This window comes from Hymenobacter sp. HDW8 (assembly GCF_011305775.1).
Taxonomy (GTDB): domain Bacteria; phylum Bacteroidota; class Bacteroidia; order Cytophagales; family Hymenobacteraceae; genus Hymenobacter; species Hymenobacter radiodurans.
In genome coordinates this window covers 4,308,037-4,328,252 of record NZ_CP049907.1, presented here as the reverse complement: position 1 = coordinate 4,328,252, position 20,216 = coordinate 4,308,037, and the positions used below count along the sequence as shown (strand labels likewise).

General features: G+C 56.9%; 18 protein-coding genes and 1 tRNA gene. 4 read left to right on the top strand and 15 right to left on the bottom strand.

What is annotated here, in order from left to right; genetic code table 11:
• The first annotated feature begins 31 nt into the window (after window positions 1–31).
• Together G7064_RS18585 and G7064_RS21985 are read left to right on the top strand one after the other, a co-directional pair.
• On the top strand, window positions 32–2,167 hold the full coding sequence (locus G7064_RS18585; RefSeq protein ID WP_205711141.1) for a M14 family zinc carboxypeptidase: 2,136 nt from the start codon (window positions 32–34) through the stop codon (window positions 2,165–2,167).
• Complete coding sequence (locus G7064_RS21985; RefSeq protein WP_205711140.1) at window positions 2,080–2,724, top strand: hypothetical protein; 645 nt, start codon at window positions 2,080–2,082, stop codon at window positions 2,722–2,724. Before G7064_RS18585 ends, G7064_RS21985 begins: the two co-directional genes overlap by 88 nt.
• Before the next feature lie 99 nt (window positions 2,725–2,823).
• On the opposite strand, the gene G7064_RS18580 is transcribed toward G7064_RS21985, so the two are convergent.
• The 9 genes from G7064_RS18580 to G7064_RS18540 all read right to left on the bottom strand — a co-directional run bounded on the left by G7064_RS18580 (window position 2,824) and on the right by G7064_RS18540 (window position 11,401).
• A complete protein-coding gene (locus tag G7064_RS18580) occupies window positions 2,824–3,642 on the bottom strand; it encodes an alpha/beta hydrolase (protein ID WP_205711139.1) in 819 nt (272 codons plus the stop codon).
• Between the two features lie 238 nt (window positions 3,643–3,880).
• Window positions 3,881–3,968, bottom strand: a tRNA-Ser gene (locus G7064_RS18575).
• 83 nt (window positions 3,969–4,051) lie between these two features.
• Window positions 4,052–5,119, bottom strand: coding sequence for a type I asparaginase (locus tag G7064_RS18570; RefSeq protein ID WP_240935582.1), 1,068 nt, complete (start codon window positions 5,117–5,119; stop codon window positions 4,052–4,054).
• Between the two features lie 11 nt (window positions 5,120–5,130).
• Window positions 5,131–5,898, bottom strand: a complete 768-nt coding sequence (locus G7064_RS18565; protein ID WP_166074759.1) for a TatD family hydrolase — start codon at window positions 5,896–5,898, stop codon at window positions 5,131–5,133.
• A gap of 69 nt (window positions 5,899–5,967) precedes the next feature.
• On the bottom strand, window positions 5,968–7,071 hold the full coding sequence (locus G7064_RS18560) for a glycosyltransferase (RefSeq protein WP_166074758.1): 1,104 nt from the start codon (window positions 7,069–7,071) through the stop codon (window positions 5,968–5,970).
• A 9-nt stretch (window positions 7,072–7,080) separates the two neighbouring features.
• Entirely contained in the window at window positions 7,081–7,713 is a 633-nt protein-coding gene (locus G7064_RS18555; RefSeq protein WP_166074757.1) for a polysaccharide deacetylase family protein, read from the bottom strand.
• Window positions 7,714–7,753: 40 nt separating this feature from the next.
• On the bottom strand, window positions 7,754–8,908 hold the full coding sequence (locus G7064_RS18550; RefSeq protein ID WP_166074756.1) for a glycosyltransferase family 4 protein: 1,155 nt from the start codon (window positions 8,906–8,908) through the stop codon (window positions 7,754–7,756).
• A 44-nt stretch (window positions 8,909–8,952) separates the two neighbouring features.
• A complete protein-coding gene (locus G7064_RS18545; RefSeq protein WP_166074755.1) occupies window positions 8,953–9,864 on the bottom strand; it encodes an FkbM family methyltransferase in 912 nt (303 codons plus the stop codon).
• 46 nt (window positions 9,865–9,910) lie between these two features.
• The gene (locus tag G7064_RS18540; protein ID WP_166074754.1) at window positions 9,911–11,401 is read right to left on the bottom strand and encodes an oligosaccharide flippase family protein; all 1,491 of its coding nucleotides are present in this window, start codon (window positions 11,399–11,401) and stop codon (window positions 9,911–9,913) included.
• A gap of 190 nt (window positions 11,402–11,591) precedes the next feature.
• On the opposite strand from G7064_RS18540, the gene G7064_RS18535 reads away from it, so the two are divergent.
• Both G7064_RS18535 and G7064_RS18530 read left to right on the top strand, forming a co-directional pair.
• Window positions 11,592–12,740, top strand: coding sequence for a hypothetical protein (locus G7064_RS18535; RefSeq protein ID WP_166074753.1), 1,149 nt, complete (start codon window positions 11,592–11,594; stop codon window positions 12,738–12,740).
• 47 nt (window positions 12,741–12,787) lie between these two features.
• Window positions 12,788–14,263: an O-antigen ligase family protein gene (locus G7064_RS18530; RefSeq protein WP_166074752.1), complete on the top strand. Its 1,476-nt coding sequence runs from the start codon at window positions 12,788–12,790 to the stop codon at window positions 14,261–14,263.
• 59 nt (window positions 14,264–14,322) lie between these two features.
• Here G7064_RS18530 and G7064_RS18525 read toward each other — a convergent pair whose 3' ends face one another.
• The 6 genes from G7064_RS18525 to G7064_RS18500 form a co-directional block, all read right to left on the bottom strand.
• The gene (locus tag G7064_RS18525) at window positions 14,323–15,561 is read right to left on the bottom strand and encodes a PP2C family protein-serine/threonine phosphatase (protein ID WP_166074751.1); all 1,239 of its coding nucleotides are present in this window, start codon (window positions 15,559–15,561) and stop codon (window positions 14,323–14,325) included.
• Between the two features lie 141 nt (window positions 15,562–15,702).
• Window positions 15,703–16,896: an ABC transporter permease gene (locus G7064_RS18520; protein WP_166074750.1), complete on the bottom strand. Its 1,194-nt coding sequence runs from the start codon at window positions 16,894–16,896 to the stop codon at window positions 15,703–15,705.
• Window positions 16,896–17,153: a hypothetical protein gene (locus tag G7064_RS18515; RefSeq protein ID WP_166074749.1), complete on the bottom strand. Its 258-nt coding sequence runs from the start codon at window positions 17,151–17,153 to the stop codon at window positions 16,896–16,898. The genes G7064_RS18520 and G7064_RS18515 overlap by 1 nt, the downstream gene beginning before the upstream one ends.
• A 90-nt stretch (window positions 17,154–17,243) precedes the next feature.
• Window positions 17,244–17,867, bottom strand: a complete 624-nt coding sequence (locus G7064_RS18510; RefSeq protein WP_240935581.1) for a c-type cytochrome — start codon at window positions 17,865–17,867, stop codon at window positions 17,244–17,246.
• Window positions 17,868–18,198: 331 nt separating this feature from the next.
• Window positions 18,199–19,092, bottom strand: coding sequence for a glycosyltransferase (locus G7064_RS18505; protein ID WP_166074748.1), 894 nt, complete (start codon window positions 19,090–19,092; stop codon window positions 18,199–18,201).
• Window positions 19,089–20,132 carry a YbhN family protein gene (locus tag G7064_RS18500; RefSeq protein WP_240935580.1) on the bottom strand — a complete coding sequence of 348 codons (1,044 nt, stop codon included), beginning with the start codon at window positions 20,130–20,132 and terminating at the stop codon, window positions 19,089–19,091. The genes G7064_RS18505 and G7064_RS18500 overlap by 4 nt, the downstream gene beginning before the upstream one ends.
• Window positions 20,133–20,216: the final 84 nt, after the last annotated feature.

Below are 20,216 nucleotides of genomic sequence, written 5' to 3'. Positions count from 1 at the left end.
CGCACCGCATCTTCTTTCAACTTCCTCATCCATGATCATAGCATACTTTTCGGCGGCGCTGCTTACTGTGGGTTTAACCCTGGCGACGCCGGCCGCAGCCCAAAACAGCTACTTTTTCCCCGAAGCACCAGCAGGCTCTTTCGATCCGGCCATCCCTACGCCGGAGAAGTTTCTGGGCTACCCGATTGGCTCGCACTACACCCGCACCGACCAGATTGTGGCTTACCTACGGGAGTTGGACCGGGTGTCCGACAAGGTGAGTTTGCGGGTGCTGGGCAACACGTTTGAGGAGCGGCCGCAGGTCGTGGCCACCATTACGACCGTAGCCAACCAGCAGAACCTGGACCAGTTGCAGAAGCAGCGCCGGGCCTTGGTCGACCCCAGCCAACCCGCGCCCGACTACAAGCGCCTGCCGGTAATTGTCAGCCTCAACTACGGGGTGCACGGCAACGAAAGCTCCAGCTCGGAAGCCGCCCTGCTCACGGCGTATTACCTCACGGCTTCTACCAGCCCCGAAACGCAGCAGTGGCTGGAGCAATCCGTTATTACCATCGACCCGCTGGAAAACCCCGACGGGCGCGACCGGGCCTCGCACTGGTTTGACCAGAATAAGTCGTGGCCGCCAGTGACCGATCCGCTGGACCGGGAGCACACCGAAGCATGGCCAGGTGGGCGCACCAACCACTTCTACACCGACTTGAACCGCGACTGGCTGCCCCTGACCCAGCCCGAAAGCCGGGCCCGGATGGCTTTTCTGCACGAATGGTACCCCAACGTGATGATCGACTTTCACGAAATGGGTACCAACAGCACTTACTACTTCGAGCCCACCAAGCCCCTAAGCACCGAAAACGACCTGATTCCACGCGCTACTTACGAGGTGCTGAACGTGCATCTGGCCAAGTACCACGCCCAGGCCTTGGATAAGCTTGGTTCTCTGTACTGGACCAAGGAACAGTTTGATAACCTGTCGCCCATCTACGGCTCCACCTACCCGGATTTTCAGGGCGGCGTGGGCGCCACGTTTGAAGTGGGGAGTTCCCGCGGTTTGGCGCAGGAAGGCACCAATGGCGTGGTCACGTTTCCCTTTACTATTCGCAACCACGTGGCTACCGGACTGGCCACGGTGCGCGGGGCTGTGGAGGAAAAAGAGTTGTATCTGCGCCACCAGCGCGACTTTTTTGCCTCCGCGCTGACTGCTGCCAAGAAGTTTCCGACCAAAGCCTACGTCTTTGGCAGTGCGAAAGATGAGACGCTCACCAACCGCTTTCTGGACTTGCTTCTGCAACACAAAATCCAGGTGCACGAGCTGGGCAAAACGGTGACGCTCGACAAGCAAACATTTGAAAAGGGCAAGACCTATGTGGTGCCCACGGCCCAGCCCCAATACCGCATCGTTAACTCGCTGTTCGAGGAGTTAACCACCTTTCACGACAGTGTATTCTACGACGTCACTGGCTGGAGCCAAGCCCACGCCTACGGCCTGCCGGTAAGCAAGCAGAAAAACGCGGTGCTGGTACAAGGCGCGCCTATTACGACCGCCAAAGCATTGGCCGGTAACGTGCTGGGGGGCAAAAGTAGCTACGCCTACCTCTTGCCCTGGACTGATTATAACGCTCCCAAAGCTTTGGTAGCCTTGCAGCACGCCGGCGTCATCACCAAAGTTGCCTTTAAGCCATTCCGCACTGGCACTGCTTCCCAACCCACCGACTTTGGGTACGGCACAGTAGTCGTGCCCGTGGCGGGCCAAAAGCTGCCAGCCGACTCAGTATTTCAAATTTTGAATCGGGTAAGTAAGCAAGCGCAAGTCACGTTTACGAGCGTAACGACTGGATTCAGTTTGGGTGGTATCGACCTGGGTTCCAACAACGTGCGCACTGTGCCAGAAACCAAAGCGGCGCTACTGGTGGGTATGGGCACCACGGCCTCGGAGGTCGGCGAAGCGTGGTTTGTGGCCAGCCAGCATTTAGGGCTGCCCTTGAGTAAAATAGAGGTGAGCAACGTGAGCCGTGCGCCGCTGGGCCGCTATACCAGTCTGGTGCTGGTGGGGGCAATTATGGAGCGCTGGACAAAGCGACCGTGGACAAAATCCGGCGCTGGGTGCAGGAAGGCGGCACGCTTATTACGCTTAAAAACGCTTCCGAATGGGCCATCAAGCAAGGCATAGTAAAGGAGAGGCTGTTGATTCCGGCCAGCGGCGGCTGGGCTGATACGACTGCTACGCGCACTGCCAGCACGGCACCGGCAAGCGAAGGAAAAAAGACAAAGGAAACCGCCAGTACAGCAACTCCAGGTTCGCGCCGCACCGATTTCGTGAATCAAGAGCACGAGGGCACCCGCGCCATTGCCGGCTCCATTTACCGCACCGACGTGGACCTGACCAACCCTATAGCTTTCGGCCTCACCGACCGACGCTTGTACGTGTTCCGCAACGGCACCACCTTCCTGCGCCCTAGCCGCAACCCCTACGCCACCGTGGCCCAGTACACGGCCACTCCGCTGGTCAGCGGCTACGTATCGAAGGCTAACTTAAAGCAGATCAGCAACTCGGCGGCCATCGTAGTGAGCAAAGTAGGAGCCGGTCGGGTGGTGCTCTTCGCTGATGATCCTAACTTCCGTCATTACTGGCACGGTACAGCTCGCCTCTTCACCAATGCCCTGCTGCTGGGGCCACTGCTGAATCTGCCCGAAGGTCCGGCCACTATTTCGGCGGAGGAGGAATAGAGTTTCGAACTAGTTTGTAGTGATTTATTGGGCTCGCTGAAACAGAAACACAATCTATTGATGGTTACTTCGTCGGGGCTGTTTTGCGGGGCTTGAACACTATGCGGAAAGCCCGCAGCGCCGCCGGATGGTAAATAGTGGCGTGCGTTTCTTCCAGCATAGCCTGATAATAGCAGGCAAGTTTGGGGAGGCTACACTCTTCAGGATAGTGGCAAAGCGCTGAGTGGTAGGGGCCTTTTCCGTGTCGCTGCTGAAGGCAACATATAATGTCTTCGTCGGCCCTGCGTACGCCTGAAGTCGCTTCTCGGCCTGAGCAACTAATGCACTGTTATTCCACCACAAACTCGGATCAAAGGCCACGTACGTATCGAACAGATCGGGCTCCAGCAGCAGCGTTTCCACCACAAACAGGCCGGCCAACGACTCCCCTACAATAGCGGTTTCAGCAGTGGTGCGGTAGCGCTGCCGGATGGCGGGCATCAACTCCGAGCGAATAAATTTCCGGAAGGCCGCCGACCCACCTACCCGGGGGGCAATTTTGCGATCTTCCACGTTGGTGGTAGGCCCGGTCATATCCCGTCGCCGCTCGGTATTCTGGATGCCCACCACAATAAACGGCCGCATGGTACTGTTGCCGGTGCTTACCTGCACCAGACCGGCCACATGCAGAAAGTCCTCTGCCATGCCACCATCGGGCATGTATAGAACGGGCAGCCGAAGAGAAGCGGAGTCCGCGTAGCCCGGTGGCAAGTACACGTTAATGTGGCGAGTTTCCCCGAGGATGGAGGAGGCGAGCGTGAAGGTCTGCCCCATTGTCAATGGCGCGGCCTGATCTTGCGCAGCGACCGTCTGGCCGCAAACGATGCTTAGCAGTAGCAGGAAAATCGCTTTCACTTGGGGCCGGGATAGGAAGTGCATGTGGCTAACCTAGAAGATGAGTCGCAAAGACAGGTAGATAACTGGACTCGTTAATCAACCAGAACAAGGTAGAGGCCATATACCTTGTTCTAAGAACCCCAAACTTACGCTAAGCAGTAGTGATAAGATGGCTGCGGCATTATGGCAGAGGCAACTGGCTGGCGCAACACCTAAGATTTCCCAAAAAAGCCCCCAGAAAACTAAACCCCCATTTCTGATTCAGAAATGGGGGTTTTAGCAGAGAGGATGGGATTCGAACCCACGATGACCTTTTGAGCCATACACACTTTCCAGGCGTGCTCCTTCGACCACTCGGACACCTCTCTGGATGGGAAAGCGGTGGCAAAGTAACGCCCCTTTTTCCGCAAACGCAAGCTACCAGAGGAAGTAGCCGCAAGCAGAGGTTGGGTTACAGCGTGATTTCGCCGCGCAGGTTGCTGGTGAGCAGGCGGATGGTTTCCGGGGGGCTTTTTTTCTGGCCGAGCACAAACATGAGCTTGGTGATGGCAGCTTCGGTGGTGATGTCGTCGCCGCCGAGCACGCCGCGGGCTAGCAGAGAGGCACTGGTTTCGTAGCGGCCCTGCTCTACGCGCCCCTCTTCGCACTGACTGACGTTCAGAACATGGATACCGCGGGCCTGAGCAGTTTCGAGACAGCGCAAAAACCACGACTGAGTGGGTGCGTTGCCTGAGCCGTAGGTTTCGAGAATACAGCCCCGCAGGCCTTCAACACCCAGAACAGCGCCCACCACCTTTTCGGTGATGCCGGGAAAAAGCTTGAGAATGGCTACGCTCTCGTCGAGGTGGGTATGCACATGCAGGGGGGCCGTGGGCAGAGGGCGGATGATGGCATCGTTGAAGTCCAGGTGGATGCCGGCCTTCACCAAGGGGGGCAAATTTTCGCTTTTGAAAGCGGCGAAATGCTGGCTTTCTACCTTTTTGGCCCGGGTGCCGCGCAGCAGTAAGGTATTGAAGAACAGACTGACTTCGGGTACGCGGGCCGAGCCATCGGGGCGGCGGGCGGCGGCAATGTCGAGAGCGGTAATAAAGTTGCGGCGCGCATCGGTGCGGATCCGGCCTACGGGCACTTGGGCACCGGTAAATACCACGGGTTTGGCCAGATTTTCAAGTAAATAGCTCAGCGCAGAAGCCGAATAGGCCATCGTATCGGTGCCGTGCAACACCACGAAGCCGTCGTACTGATCGTACTGGTCACGGATGATGGTGGCCATCAGCGCCCAGTCGGCCACGGTTACGTTGGACGAATCGATGGGATGCGGCAGGCTCAGCACCGACACTCGCATGCGCAAGTGGCGCAATTCGGGCATCAGCTTACTGACCTGGCGAAAGCGCATAGGCGCCAACTCGCCGCGCTTATTGTAGGCCATGCCCACCGTACCACCGGTGTACAACACCAAAATGGAAGCGCTAACCTGGCCGTCGTGGGCAGCGGTCTGAATATCAACTATAGGAAACAAGGCGGGAGGGGCTATAAGTTGAACAGGGCCTGCGCGTTGCGCGTGGTAGCAGCGGCTACTTCTTCCACGTCTTTTTGCAGCAATTCGGCTACGCGCCGAGCTATCAAGGGCAAATAGCCGGGCTCGTTGCGCTTGCCACGGTGAGGTACCGGTGCTAAGTACGGGCAGTCGGTTTCGAGCAACAGATGCTCTAACGCCATTTCGGGCAGGACCTTGTCGGAGCCGCCATTTTTAAATGTTGCCACGCCGCCGATGCCCAGCTTGAAGCCCAACTTAATGGCGCGCTCGGCCTCTTCCTTGGTGCCTGAAAAACAGTGAAAAACGCCCCCCAGACTACCATCCTGGGCTTCCTCAATAAGGTCGGCAGTCTCGGTGAAAGCCTCGCGGGTATGCAGCACCAAGGGCAGCTTAAACTTTTTGGCCAACCCAATCTGAACGCGCAATGCTTCCTGCTGCTGGGCGAAGAAGGTTTTGTCCCAGTGCAAATCGAGGCCGCACTCCCCTACCGCCGCAAATGGGCGCTTGCCCAGCCAATCTTCTACCTGATACAACTCCTTCTCAAAGTGCTTGCCCACCGAGCACGGGTGTAAACCCATCATAGCAAAGCATTGCCGCGGGAAACGGGCCTCAGTTTCGAGCATACTATCGACGCTGGTGTGGTCGATGTTGGGCATGACGATGGTGGTAACGCCGGCTTCGAAGGCGCGGTGCAGGGTGGCGTCGCGGTCGGTTTTGAACTGCTCGGAATATATGTGCGCGTGCGAATCGGTCAGGTGCATGGGGTGGAATGCGGGTGGTGAGGCAAATGTACGGCGCGGAAAGAGAGTGGCAGCGCGGGCGGCACGCGCTTACGAATAGGTACGACCTTTCCAGTCGAAGCGTCGGCCCAGCAGCCGAAACCCGATCAGGCTAACCGTGAGCCAAATGGTGTACAGCTCGAAAGCAGGCAGCAGTTCTAAAGGCGCACGCAAGCCAACCCGTCGGAATACGATGGCCGCTAGTAAGCCCTGAGCCAGCATTTTGCCCCCCAGTGCAGCCAGCGCCGGGCCGGGGTCAGCTACCCACGCCAGAGCCAGCACGCCCAGGTAAAAATTACCGTAAATGAGCAAGCCCAGCTTTAGTCCCCACGGCAATGCCTCCACGCCACGCAGCCACCGACGGCGCTGATGGAGCAGGCCCAAGGGCGTGGCAATGGGCAGGGAAAGGGCCAGAACTTCGGGTCGAAATACATTACAGAAGCTGAACCCGTGCTTCACAGTGGCTTTAAATAGCTCAAAATCCTCGGTCACTGAGAAAGGCAGCGCTTCGTAGCCGCCGGTTGCTTCGTAGGCTTCACGGGTAACGAGCATATTGTTGCCCATGGCCGTCACGGGCTTTCCCAGATCGGTTACTACCTGCACCAGACTCAACGACAACAGCCAATCCAAGCCCTGAAGCCTATCGAAAAGCCGCGGGCCGCGCACAATCGTAAGGCCCGTAACGGTACCAATACCCGGCCGCGCATACGCCAGCATTCCCGACAGCCAAGTGCGAGGCACAGCAATATCGGCGTCGGTAATAAAGAAAAAGTCGGTGGTAGCGGCGCGGGCGAGGTGGGCCAGCACATTAGCTTTGCCGCGGGCTGCCCCCATGGTATTACGGATAGAAACACAGAGAAAAAGCCCCCCGTAGCCCTGCATTACTTCTTCGGCGCGGGCGCGGGTGTGGTCGGTAGAGCCATCATCGCCGAGCAGTACTTCCACCAGCTCCGCGGGGTAATCCAGTGCCCGAATAGCGCTCAAGCAGCGCCCGATAGCAGCTTCTTCGTTGCGGGCGGCAATCAGGATACTTACGCGTGGCAACGGCTCCGCCAGGGGTGCAGGTATCGTTCCTCTTCGCAGCGCAAAGAGTAGCGTAGAAACCAGCATCACCCCAAACCAAATCCCGAAATATACTGTGAGCAGCGCCAGCATTCTCTTCGTTTAAAGAGAGGCGAAGGTAAAGCCCCGCTCCGCAAAATGCGCCAGATAGCGCGGGAGCACATAGCGCAAGTTGCGGCTGGCCTTTTGGCTATCGTGAAACACGACAATATCGCCGGGGCGGGTGGCGGCAATCGATTGGCGCAGACAGCGCTCCGCCGACAGACTTTGGTCGTAATCTTGGGTTAGCACCGACCACATAATCAGGCGGTACTGGGGGCGCAGGTGGCGCAGCAGCGGCCAGGTCAGACGCCCATAGGGTGGGCGCAACAATGGCCGCGTTTCAGCCTTCAGCAAGCCTAGCTCCGTCAGGGTCTGCTGGCATTGCGCTACGTCGTGCAGATAAGCAGTACGCGGATGCGCCCAAGCATTCAGGTGATGGTGCGTATGATTGGCCAGACGGTGGCCCTCAGCTACCGCACGTTGGGCAATCTCGGGGTAGCGCTGCACATTGTCGCCCACGCAGAAGAAAGTAGTTTTTGCCTGATGATCAGCCAATTGATCGAGGACCCACGGCGTTTCTTCGGGAATTGGGCCGTCGTCGAAAGTAAGGTACAGGATGCGCTCCGCCGTTGGGTACTGCCATTCGCAACCGGGAAATAACGAGTGTAAAAGTGCAGGCGGACGAGTGAGCATATGATTTTATTGGTTGTTATGGAGAAGCCTCACCAAACAACTATGTAGTAAGTTTTGCTACTTTCTCTAAACAACTCCACAGCTGCTCGGCACTGCGGTCCCAGGAAAAACGCTGCACATTTTCCAAGCCACGCGTTACCAGGCGCTGCCGCAGGTTAGGGTTGGTGTCGAGTTGCTCGAGAGCCTTGGAGATATCAGCCACATCAAACGGATTAACCAGTAAAGCGCCATCGGGGCCGGCTACTTCGGGCATGGAACTCACGTTGGAGGTAATTACGGGGCAGCCGCTGGCTTGAGCTTCAACAATAGGAATCCCAAAGCCCTCAAAGTAAGGCACATACGCGCAGCCGCGAGCGGCAGCATACAGCTGCTCCAGCTCTGCGTCGCTGACGCGCCCGGTGAGCCGGACGGCCTCGCGGTGGCGCATTTGCTGGTACACTTCGAAAATAGGTCCCGCTTTCCAAGCTTGCCGACCCACAATGAGTAGCTGCGTAGTCGAGCCCGTCCGGGTTTTGAAGGCATCGAAAGCGCGCAACAGATTGACCAGGTTTTTGCGCGGCTGCAAGGCACCCACAAACAGGATATAGGGCTGCTGCTGACTAAACTTTGCCTGTGTGGCAGCCTGCTCGACAGCAGTCTGGGGGGCAAAATTGCCCCCCGGCGCATTATAAATCACTCTGATGCGGTCGGCGGCGAGGCCGTAAGTCTGTATCAGATCTTGCTTGGTGGCTTCCGATACGGCTATCACCCGTGCTGAGGCCCGTACAAAGCGGGGCATAAAAAAGTGGTAGTAACGCCGCACCAGCCAGCTTACATCCTGCGGAAAATGCTCGAAAGCCAGATCATGCACCACCGTTACGCGGGGCACGGAGGTAGCCAGCGTCGTGAAGCCATCGGTGCTTAGAAATACCGCCGGCTTATGGCGACGGAGCCACGCGGCCACGGCCCCTTCAAACCACGCCACAAACAGCAGCGGGTGGCGGGCGGGTGGCGCCAGCACGTGCGGCACCACATTGGCAGCGAACACATAACGTGCGTCGTAGGGCCGGTCGAACAGGAAATGGAACGTGTGTTCGGGGTGCCGACGCACCATCCTACTCAGCGTTTCATAAGTAAAGCGCCCAATGCCCTCCAACGCGTCGCCCGGCAACAGAAAACGGGTGTTAACGGCTATGTGCAGGGGGCTGGGGGGCATTTTTGAAAATAAAACGGAAGCAAAAACTCGATTTAAATGGGGAGCTACGCTTTTACAAACACAAAATTATCGGAGTCAATCTGCTCCGCTTGCAGATAGGCGTCGAGGTCAGCACAGACGATAAGCTGTCCATCCGCGCCGATTCGGTGAGACTGATAGCCTAATTCGCGGAGCAATGCCGCGGCTTGCTGGTGTCCGGTGTTATGGCGTTTGGGCTCCAGATACTCCAGCACGACGGCCGGCGCGGCGCGCTCCAGCAACTTGGCCGCACCTCTAATCACCTTAAGCTCTGCTCCTTCCACATCAATCTTCAGGACAGCGGGCACCTGACTGGAGGAAGTGAAAAAAGCATCGAGCGTAACAGCGGGCACGGTGATTTTGGTAGGCTTGAACTTCTTAAACCACTGCTCATTCTCAAACTGCGTTACATCCAGCGAGTTGAATTCGTTGTACAGAATCGGAAACTCGTAAAAGGAAATGGTTTCCTGCTGGTCAGAAACGGCGCAGTGGTGGGCCTGCACAACAGCGGAAGCAGCCACATTTTGGGCCAATACAGCGTGAGTCGTGGCCGACGCCTCGAAGGCAGCCACTTGCCCCTTTGGGCCAACCAACCGAGCTGCCAGCAGGGAGAAATACCCAAAATGTGCGCCCACGTCCGCAAATACATCGTTGGGCTGAAGGCGCTGAATGAGGAAGCGCGCCAGACGAATCTCTGAATCGTGGGATTTGCCGCCGGTGAGGTATATATCGGTGCCGGCGGGCAAGACCACCGTCATGGGAGTGCCAAAGAAGGTGTCGGCCTGCTTCATCACCCCCTTTTTGGTAGCGCGGTAGCGCAGCAGCCGAAATCCAATTGCATACAAGTAGCGGCCCGGCGCTCGGAGCAGCCGCAGCAGCTTGGAGGCCGTAGCCAGCTGCTCTACGCGCTCGAGTTGGTGCAGCAAATCGGTATTCATAGGAACAAAACAAATACAATAGAACAAATAGCCAGGAGCAGCGGCATTACGGAGCGTTGGGGGGCATTTTTGCGCCGGCCCCAGGTCGCAGAAACTTCTTTAGCTCGGCTAAGGTTACCAAGCCCAGCACCACACTGAGCACACCAAAGCCAATAGTTGCCACCAGACTCTCCACCAGCCAGTGCAACTCCAGGGTTTGCTGCAAACCGTACCAACCCGCGCACAGCAGCAAAAAGCCCCCCAGCAGCTTCCCGAGCAGCAGCCACGGCACAGCCACTCCCGCCCGATGCTGCACCAGCCACACGTAGCCACCCGACACCAGCACGGCGCAACCGAGCGTATTCAGGGCGGCGGCCACAGCGCCGAAGCGGGGCAACAGCACCAGATTTAAGCACACATTGAGCCCCAGACTTAGGGCTACCAGCCAGCTCACCGTTTTTACGTAGTGCGTGCTATTGAGCAGCGAGCTGTAGATGGCAAAGAAGCCATGCACGAGCACATTCAGGAATAATATCTTGAGACACAAGGTCATGCGGGCCAGCTCCGCGGGAGTACTGTGGGTAAACTGCCAAAACAAAACCTCGCCCCGAAACAGCACGAAGGCACAGGCCAGCAGCAATGGCAACGTAACGATGCGCTGCCCAAACCACAGCAAGTCGCGCTGCTCCGACCGGCTATCTATAGCGGCGGCGAAGCGGGCAAAAAACAAGGGCATAATAGTCCAGACGTACATCATCACGGCATCCACCCACCGGTAGGCACCGGCATAATAGCTGGCTTCGGCCGGCGAGGCCAGCCGTTCCAGCATCACCATATCCACCCGCTCGTTGGCGCCATAGAGCAGCGTAATCAGGGCGAAAGGCAACGTTTCGCGGAGCACCATACGTGCGTGGCCCCAACTCCAGCGGTAGCGCACGCGTCCGAAGAGGCGCACCATGAGCCCATACAGCAACACTGCGGCAAAAGCGGCGGCGGCAAACCGCATCCACACGTACCCAGTCAAGGTTAAGCCACTAGGCAATAAAGCCAGCACCAAACCCAGCAACAGCACTTTTTCCAGCACCGACAGTACGGCATCCGTGTTGAAGCGCTGGTGCGCCTGCAGCGTACCGCGCAAAAATTGCCCGTACTGGGTCAATAGCAAGGCCGCGCCAATAATAGCCAGCAGTGTCAGCTGTGCGCCCTGGTAGCCCACCACCCAACCCAAAACCAGTAAAGCGCCCAATGCCAGAAAATTAAGCGAGGCACGCAGCGGCAGAATGGTTGGAAAATAGGTTGCCAGATAAGCCGGCTCGGCCGCCACCCGCTTCACCGTGTAGTGCGTCAGGCCCACATCGGAGAAGGTAGCCAGGATAATGGTGAGCGACGATAAGGCCGTGAAGGTGCCAAATGCTACGTGCCCGAGCTGGTTCTGCACCAGATTTTCAACGAATACCCACCCCGGCTTTACCAGAAGGTTGAGCAATACGGCAAAGCTGATATTCCCGAAAAACCGTTTGATGCAGGTAAGGCTGAGTGAGGCGACAAAACTACGCAAAGGTAGCTCGGCACTCCAAAGCCCGCCTGCCATGGCTATCCTGATGAAGCAATAAATCAGAAGGTAAAGCGGTTAAGGCCCCAATTGTAATTCGGGGCGGGCTAACTCTGAGGCAATTCGAGTAGCTTTGCCCCGTTTTAGCCCCTGTTGCAAGTCGTTACTGGGGTTGATTTGCCTTCCAACGTACTTTATGTCATCCCGTTCTTATTCGCTTTTGGGCTTGTGGCCCGTCATACATCGGTGGCGCAATCTGGTTCTGACAGCCGTTCTACTGGCGCTGGTAGTGAGTGCCGTAGTAGCCTGGATGCTGCCCAACATCTACCGCTCCACTGCCGTTTTCTACCCTACCAATCCTGAAACCACCGACCCCGACCGCATTGTAAAAGAAGGCGGCCGCTTGCAGTTGGGGGGCCGGGCCGAAGACCTCGACCGTATCATCACGATTGGTCAGTCGCAGCCGGTAGCGCAGCTGATTGTCAAGCGCTTCAACCTATACGAGCGCTATGGCGTGGGCGAGCCTGGCACTGAAAAAGCCGACCAAGCAGTGCTCGATAAGTATAACAACAACTTAAATATCGTTCACAACGACCGCGACGCCATTGAGTTGACGTTCCAGGATCGAGACAAAATACAGGCGGCGAACATTGCGAATGCGTTGGTACAGGTTATCGACTCCATCAATCAGCGCCTCACTTTAGAAAACCGGGGCAGCATTATCAGCCTCTACGAAAACCAAACGCAGTTTTTGGAGAAGCAATACGCCCAAGTGCGCGACAGTTTGCAACAGGCGCGTAAGCGCTACGGCATCTTCGGCAGCTTGAGTTCCGAAAACGAAACGGGCTACGAATCGCGTTACTTAGCTAAAGAGCTTGCTGAAACGGAGACGGAGCTTCGCCGCGCTGAAGGTGAGTTAGCCGCTGGCGGTGGATCCGCGGCGCGAGTAGCCGGTTTGCGGCGCGCCTTTCGGGGTCTCACCGAATCGGACGGAGGCAATGTAATTAACCTAGAAAGCTACGTAGCGGGCGCTGATCTTGTCACGACGCTTTACGCTCGTTTTGAAGACATCCAGAAGCGGCTTATTACGGCGCGCGCTACCTATGAAGATGCGCGTTTGGCCATTAGCAGTGAAATCTCGTCTATTTACGTTGTGCAGAAGGCGTATCCTGCTATTCGTAAAGCTGCGCCGGTGCGCTCCCTCATCGTCATCTCGTCGGTGCTCATCACCTTCGTTCTTTCGGTCATTTTTATTACCCTGTTGGAGCTTTATCGGGGCAATTTGAATTTGGGTGGGACGGTAAAGCAGGAACCAAAAAATGCCTTCGCCTCGCCCTTGAATTAAGTCTGGGGGGCATTTCACAAACTAAGCTTTTCGTTTCAAGCTAAGGTATGAGGGGCAAATCTTCTTATTCGACCACCAACTCGGCTATTCCCGCCGCCGACCGCCGCATATTTCTGGCGTTCGTTGCTATTCTGCTGATTGCTGGCGTCTGCGCACTGGCCTTTAATACGCCACTGTGGATGGCTTTGCCACTGGCCGCTCTAGGGCTGGCTGTACTAGTGGTTGACTGGCGTTGGGTGTATTATGTGCTGCTCTTCACGCTGGCTTTCTCTATGGAGATTCCGCTGCCCGGCGGCCTGAGCATGGACGTCCCCACCGAGCCGCTGATGCTGGTGCTCTTAGCTTGCTTCGGGGTGAATATGCTCTTAGGCAGGAGCACGGTAGAAGGACGGTTTTGGGTGCATCCGCTAGTCATTATCATTGGGCAAGCGCTGATTTGGGCCGCTGTCGTCACCTTGTTCTCGGTCGATACGACCAAGTCTATCAAGTACCTACTGGCTAAGACCTGGTACATTGTGCCGTTCGTGTTCGTGACGCTGGCTGTCGTGCGCCGGCCCTCCGACGTGTGGCGGGTAGCGGCTTGCCACGTGGCCGGGGCGTGCATCACCTTTCTCTACACCTTTGCGCGGCACGCGGGCTATGGCTTCTCCTTTGATGGCATAAACCCGGCCCTTCTCCCCTTTTATAAAAACCACGTAGCGTACGCCGCCACGTTATCCATGCTGATTCCGTACGCGCTATACGCGGCCCGGCAACCCGACCTTGGCCTGCTGTGGCGCTGGTTGTGGCGGGCCGCTTTTGGCATGTTGTTATTGGGCGTGGTACTTTCTTACACGCGAGCCTCTATGGCGTCGCTGCCGTTAGCGGTTGGCTTTTACTTTGTTATTCGCTGGCGGCTGACGCGGGTAGCGCTTATCAGTGCAGCTCTGGCGGCGGCCGCAGGATCCTTTTACTTCGTTAGTCAGAATAACTACATGCTTTACGCGCCCGACTACGAGAAAACCGTATTCTATGGCGACGACTTCGGTAAGCATCTGGAAGCTACCTACAACCTGGAAGATCTGTCGGGTATGGAACGGGTGTACCGCTGGGTGGCCGCAGCCCGTATGATCAGCGACCGGCCCATTACGGGCAGCGGCCCCAACACTTTTTACCCCGAATACAAGAAATACACGGTCACCAGCTTCCGAACCTACGTCAGCCGCAACCCGGAACAATCTACTACGCACAACTACTTTCTGCTGATGCTGGCCGAGCAGGGGATTCCAGGGTTCCTACTGTTCGCTATTCTGGTGGCCGCGGCCTTACTGATGGTGGAGCGCCTCTACCACCGCAGTCACTCGGCTGAGCATCGGCGCGTGGTACTCGCTGCTGGCTTATCGCTCTTTATTATCATTACTCATTTACTGCTCAATGAGTTGGTGGAAGTCGATAAGGTTGGCTCCTTCTTTTATATCGCCCTTGCCTTGTTGATGCGAGCGGAAGGCTGGATTAAAGACGAGAACGTAGCACTTACCGAATAAGATACTTCATAAAAAAGCCCCCCAGCATAATGCTGGGGGGCTTTTTTATGAATGCTGCCTTACTTAAACCGACAGCTCAGAATCGTTACGTCGTCGGCGAAGGAGTTGCCGTCTTCGTTAAAAGCTTCGATTTCTTTGAGAATTTCCTGGTGCAGTACCTTGAGGGGCAGATAGCGCGAGCGGCGCAAGAACTCGATAACGCCATCTTCGCCGTATTCCTCACCCGCTGCGTTGAATACTTCCGTCAGGCCGTCGGTGTAGGTAAGTAGCAGTGAGCGAGGCGGGACCGTAAGCGACTGCACGTGCAGAAAAGGCAGGTCCTCGAAAATACCCAGCATGGTGGTGCCTTCCGACAATAGCTGGTGCGGACCGGAATCGGGGAGCAGAATAGCGGCATTGTGACCGGCACTCACGTATTGCAGCTCCCGGGTAGCACGGTTGTAAATACCGAAAAAAGCTGTGATAAACTTCTCCGACACGGCATTGCGATAAATCAAATTATTCAGCTCCGATACCACCGTGGAGAGGTCGGCCTGCTGGCGTAGCAGCGTCCGCAGGCCCGCCTGAAAGTTCGACATAAGCAACGACGCCGGCACGCCCTTGCCCGACACATCGGCCACGCAGAACAGAAACCGGTTTGCGTCGATGGTTACCACATCATAATAATCGCCGCCGATGGCCGTGTGGGGCACGTAGCTAGCGCACACCGCCACACCCGCATCGTTGGGCAGCTGGCGCGGGAAGAGCATCGTCTGCACTTCCTGGGCAATCTCAATTTCCTTGCGCATGGCCGCCGACTCGATGCGCTGCTTGGCCAGGCGGCGGTTCTGGATAGCGCCGACGAGGATATTGCTGAGGGTTTCCAGAAACTTGGTGGCCTCGTCGCTGACGTAGTCGGCCTGCACGTTGCCGATGAGCACATAAGCCAGCACGTTGCCATTGTTGACGACCGGAATGACGGTTTCCAGATTTTGCCATTCCGGACCCAGATTCAGGGCAGGCACGGGGCAAGGGGAATTGGTGCAATTGTCACTGATGGCCTCAGGGAGCGGAATGCGCCGAAAGTCAGACAAATCGGACCCAAACGATACCATGCACGCCCACTCGCCTTCCTCCTTTACGTAGAGTACCAGCCGACGAATGTTGAGCTGTCCGAGCAGGGTGAACTGAAAGATTTTATAAAGCGCGTCTTCCGTGGGGTCGTGATTGATGGCTTGGGTAATTTCCAGCAATGCATTCAGTTCCCGCTCGCGTAAGAAGAGCTTTTTTTCCGGCGACATGGCCTGCGGAGTAGGCATGAGGTTAAGTAGTGTATTGTGGAGTGCACGCAGCTGAAAAGCTGTAGGCCAAGGAGTAAAAATGAGTAGTCTCTACGTGCACTTGGGTTGAAAGTACTTCAAAATACGAACGGATACTAGCAATTTCGCCGCAGCGAGGCGCTAGCTCAGCGGTGTTTTGGGGTCGTAAGCGTCGCGCAGGCCGTTACCTAACAGATTGAAACTCAGAACCAATAAGCTTATGGCTAAGCCCGGCAGCAGCGTGAGCCACAGTCCAGCTTGGGTACCTAAAAGTTGGAAGCCTTCATTCACCATTAAGCCCCAGGAAGGAGCCGGGGGCTGCACGCCAAGTCCCAAAAAGCTCAGGCCAGCCTCGAGCAGGATAGCCGCCGCAAAGTTACTCGTCGCAATTACAATCAGCGGCCCCGTCATGTTGGGAAGCAGGTGGCGGGCTATCAAGCGGCTTTGGGGCAAGCCCAGCACGCGGCCCGCTTCCACGAATGTTTTCTCCCGCAAGCTCAACATTTGCCCCCTCACCACGCGGGCCACGTCCACCCACATCGTAAGGCCCACGGCCACGAAGGAAGTCCAGACGCCTTTGCTATCGAGCGCCAGCGAAATGGCAATAACCAGCATGATGCCCGGAATGCTCCATACCACCGTCATCAGGCCCATCAGCACACTATCGACCCAGCCGCCCACGTAGCCCGCTACCGCCCCGATAAGCATGCCCAGGGTAAGGGAAATCAGTACGGCTACCAGCCCGATACCCAACGAGATGCGCGTACCCAGCAGCAAGCGGCTCAGCATATCGCGCCCCGATTTGTCGGTCCCCAGCCAGTACGTCCGCCTGATGATGCGCTCGTTTTCTACAACGTTCCTTAGCTCGGCCTGGGGGGCATTTTTACCCACTAGCTCAGCCAGGGAGTAGCGCGTGGGCAAATCGGCGAGGGCCGAGTGGTTGCGATATGGTTGAATCAGGACTGAATCGCCGACCACTTTATAGTCACCGATGGGTACCTCTTGGAAGCGCGGCGCGCGGCCCCGGAGCCAGGTACGAAAGATATTATCCGAGTCGGTGCTCTGGGCTGCCTCCGATAATGGGCGACGCAGTACGGTAGCTGAAAAACCGGGTGGTTCCTTTTGCAACTGCACCAATCCATTGTTGGCATTGGGCGAATTATCGGGCAGCACCCAGTAGCCAGCCAGCGCTATTAGGATACAGATCAGGATGAAGCCCAGCCCAAACATAGCCGGCCCGTTGCGCCACAGCCGCTGGCGCACGTAGTAGCCAGGCGGCCGGGCCGGCGGCGTAGTGGGCGCTACGGGCGCCAAAACCGGGGCAGCCTTCACCATTAGCGAGTATTATGAGCCAACAAACCGGCTTTGGTGGCCAAATAGAAGCTGTCGCGGCAGATGGCGCCGAAGGACGTAACCTCGTAGGCTTGTTCGGTATCGGGATCGGGGTAGAATGATTTGATATAATCCTGCTCCAGCAAATTGCGCAGCCCTTTCTCCAGAGTTGGAGCCGGCAAACTGGTTTTTTGCAGCAAATCGCGGAAGGAAGTGACGAAGTATAGCTCGTCGAGGATGTCGAATTCAGAATCAGTCACGGCAGCGGGCTACGGGGCGGAAGGAGAGAAAGCAAATGTACTGTTGATGCGTGGGATTTGGGCAGAAGAACTTGCCTGACTCCTTCTACACTAATTTATAACCCAGTTCTCCTCAGCACTTGCTACCTCGAGGTACTTAATAACTTGTTTAATCTCCGTGTCAGTCAGCGCGAAGCTAGGCATCTCCTGCTTCTGATACTGGTTATAAATTTTAACGGCGTACTCGTCACCACTAGCCACCATCTTGCTGGAATTTTGAATCCAAGGAATCAGCCAGGAAACGGGGCGACGCTTGTGAATATTTTTTAAAGCCGGCCCCACAACGACATCATTTATGGCATGGCACTGAGCGCAGTTGCCCAGAAACAAAGCTTCGCCGGATACTACAGCAATGGCATCCGCACCTGACAAATTCTCACGCTTCGATAGGTTCTTAGGTAATGAGTCAAGCGTCGGTATATACAGCATCGCGATAGAATCGGGAACCCGCTCCAAACCTTCACTAGTCACGCGCATTACGCCATATTCCGTTACAACAATAGAATCAAGAGCCGCTGCTCCAGCGCCATTGGTGGCAGTTGAAGCAGCGGCTCTTGGCTCGTGCAGCAGTCCGGTTGCGGAGAGAAATAATACGCCTAGGGTACATACCAGCAGGGCAATGGCTACCGGGAACACCCCGGCCAGTAGCGCTTTTCTCATAGCATTAGTGGCCATTTTTGGGCCGTTGTTAACGGCAGATAAGGTCGCTGACAAATGCCGCAAACTCAACTGTTTTACCTACTTTATTTCATCCTTCTCCCCTTCCAAATATACTCCCCACGCAAGCCCAGCAAGCCAGTTAGCAGTGCGTAAGGCGCATAAGCTACCTGGAGCAGCCCAATGTAGCTCAGCCATCGCTGCTGGCCGAAAAAACCTAGCACTGGAGCTAAGAACCAAGCATCGGCGCCGAGCTTTAATGCCCAGGCAGCTAAGGTCCAGGGCCACACTTGCGGATACATAACAACCAACAACAAGCTTACGAATAAGCTCACGTTGGCCCCAAGTACTAGCAAAGCCAGGCGCTGGGGGCTTTTTGCTGATAGTGCCGCCACTTGCTGGCCCACCGTACCCGCTGCGCCAGCAGGGTGCGGAGTGTGGGCGGTGCGGCGGTGCGTACAATGGCGCGCGGGGTTTTCAAAAACCGGATGCTGCCGGGAAAAGCAGCGTGCAGCTTATGCAGTAGAAATTCGTCGTCGCCGCTGGCTACGTGCTCGTTGCCGCTGAAGCCCTGCACAGCAGCAAAGGCCTCGCGACGGTAAGCCAAATTGGCCCCGTTGCACATGGTAGGCTGGCCCTGACCGATGGTGGCCGCTCCTACCCCTACCAGGCCCGCGAATTCAAGCCCCATTAGGTTGCTAAGCAAGGAGTTATCACCTGTAAGAAGCACCGGCCCACTGACGAACTTTACAGATGCATCCGTCTGAATAAGGGCAGCATAGCTACCAAGCCAGTCAGGACCCACGCGGCAGTCGGCATCGGTGCAGACTACCCACGGGGCGCGGGCAACGTTCAGGGCAGCTTGCAAGGCAGCTTTTTTGCCAGTTGGTGCGCCGGGCTGGTCTTGCAGCCTTATAAGACGGAGCACAAATGAACTGTGTTGAGCTGCGCCCTCCACGACGGCCGCCGTGTTGTCGGTAGAGTTATCATCTACCACAATGACCTCGAATTGGGTACCGGGCAGGCTTTGTTGGGTTATGTCGTGCAGCAGCAATGGTAACATCAGCCCTTCGTTGCGAGCAGCCACTAAGACGGAAAACAAGGGCACATCGGCGGTGTGGATTGGCAGTTGGCTCTCCTGCTTCGGGAGTATCGGCAGTTGCTGCCAGCTTCGGCGCAGCCGCACCATCAGGACGGCATAAAGCGCCGGCAGAACCAAGAAAAAAGCCCCCCAGCCGTTCATAGAGCAGGCGCGGACCGCTGGGGGGCTTTTTTCTTGCGAAAGACTTTCAGCCGGAGTACAAACAACAATCCGGCGGCACTAGGCAGGGCAATATTGAGCACCCATAAGCTCAGGCTGGCGCTCAATACCGGCAGCGCTTCCTGCCCCAGCAAGCCAAATAAATGGGTAGCCGACAGCTCCCGCACGCCTACGTCGGCCAGGGCATTCAGGGAAGGCACCAGAGATTTCAGCAAAAAAGTGCTGCTAATAGCCGCCAGTGCGGGGCCCACGTTGGGCCGGGCCCCGTACGCAACCAGCAGCAACCCGAATTGCAGGCAGAAAACCGCGTAGCGCAGCCCCGAGATGGCCAGCACCGCGTGCAGCGCCCGCGCCCGATAGGTGAGCATCACGGCCAGAAAAGGCTGCAAACGCCGCAGAGGACGCACCAACCCCAAAGCCGTCAGCAGAAGCCGCGAGTGGTAAAGGGGCAGCAGCACAGCGGCGTTAATTAGTAATGCAGCCACCACTAAGCCCAGGCCAGTAGCTGGATAATCAGCGACATAAAACGTCAGCAAAAAGTACAGCAAGCCCAGCGTACCGGCCAAGATTGTAACCACCAACTGGCAGTAGCGCCCCAAAAAAACGGCCCCCAGCGCATCTAGTCGCCGACTTTTCAGTTCCATAATCCGGCCGGCATAGTCGCCTACACGATTCGGTGTTACGAAGCCCAATGTCAGTCCCACCAGCACCGCCCGGAAGCTGCGCCGATAAGAAACCGGCTCCAGATGTCGGGCCAAACGCCACCATTTCCAGGCCTCCAACCCCCAATTGACGGGCACCAACGCAAGGGCCAGCAGCACCGGCCCGCGCCCTGCGCCGCTCAGCGCCGACGTCAGTAGTCCCCGCCAGGCCGCGGCCGTATCGGGGGTGGTGAACACGGAATGGTAGAGCAAGCCCAGAGTCAGGGCCGTGATGAGTAGCTTGCCTAGCACCACCAGCACCCGGCGGCGAGTGGCGCGTTCCAGCTTTTGGGCGTAGTTTTGTAGAAGGTGGTTGGGCAAAGCGAGTAGCACGCATTCAGTTGAAGGCGGCAAGTTACCGATGGAAATCCAAGGATAGGCTTGTGCCCCGCTACCGCCTACCTT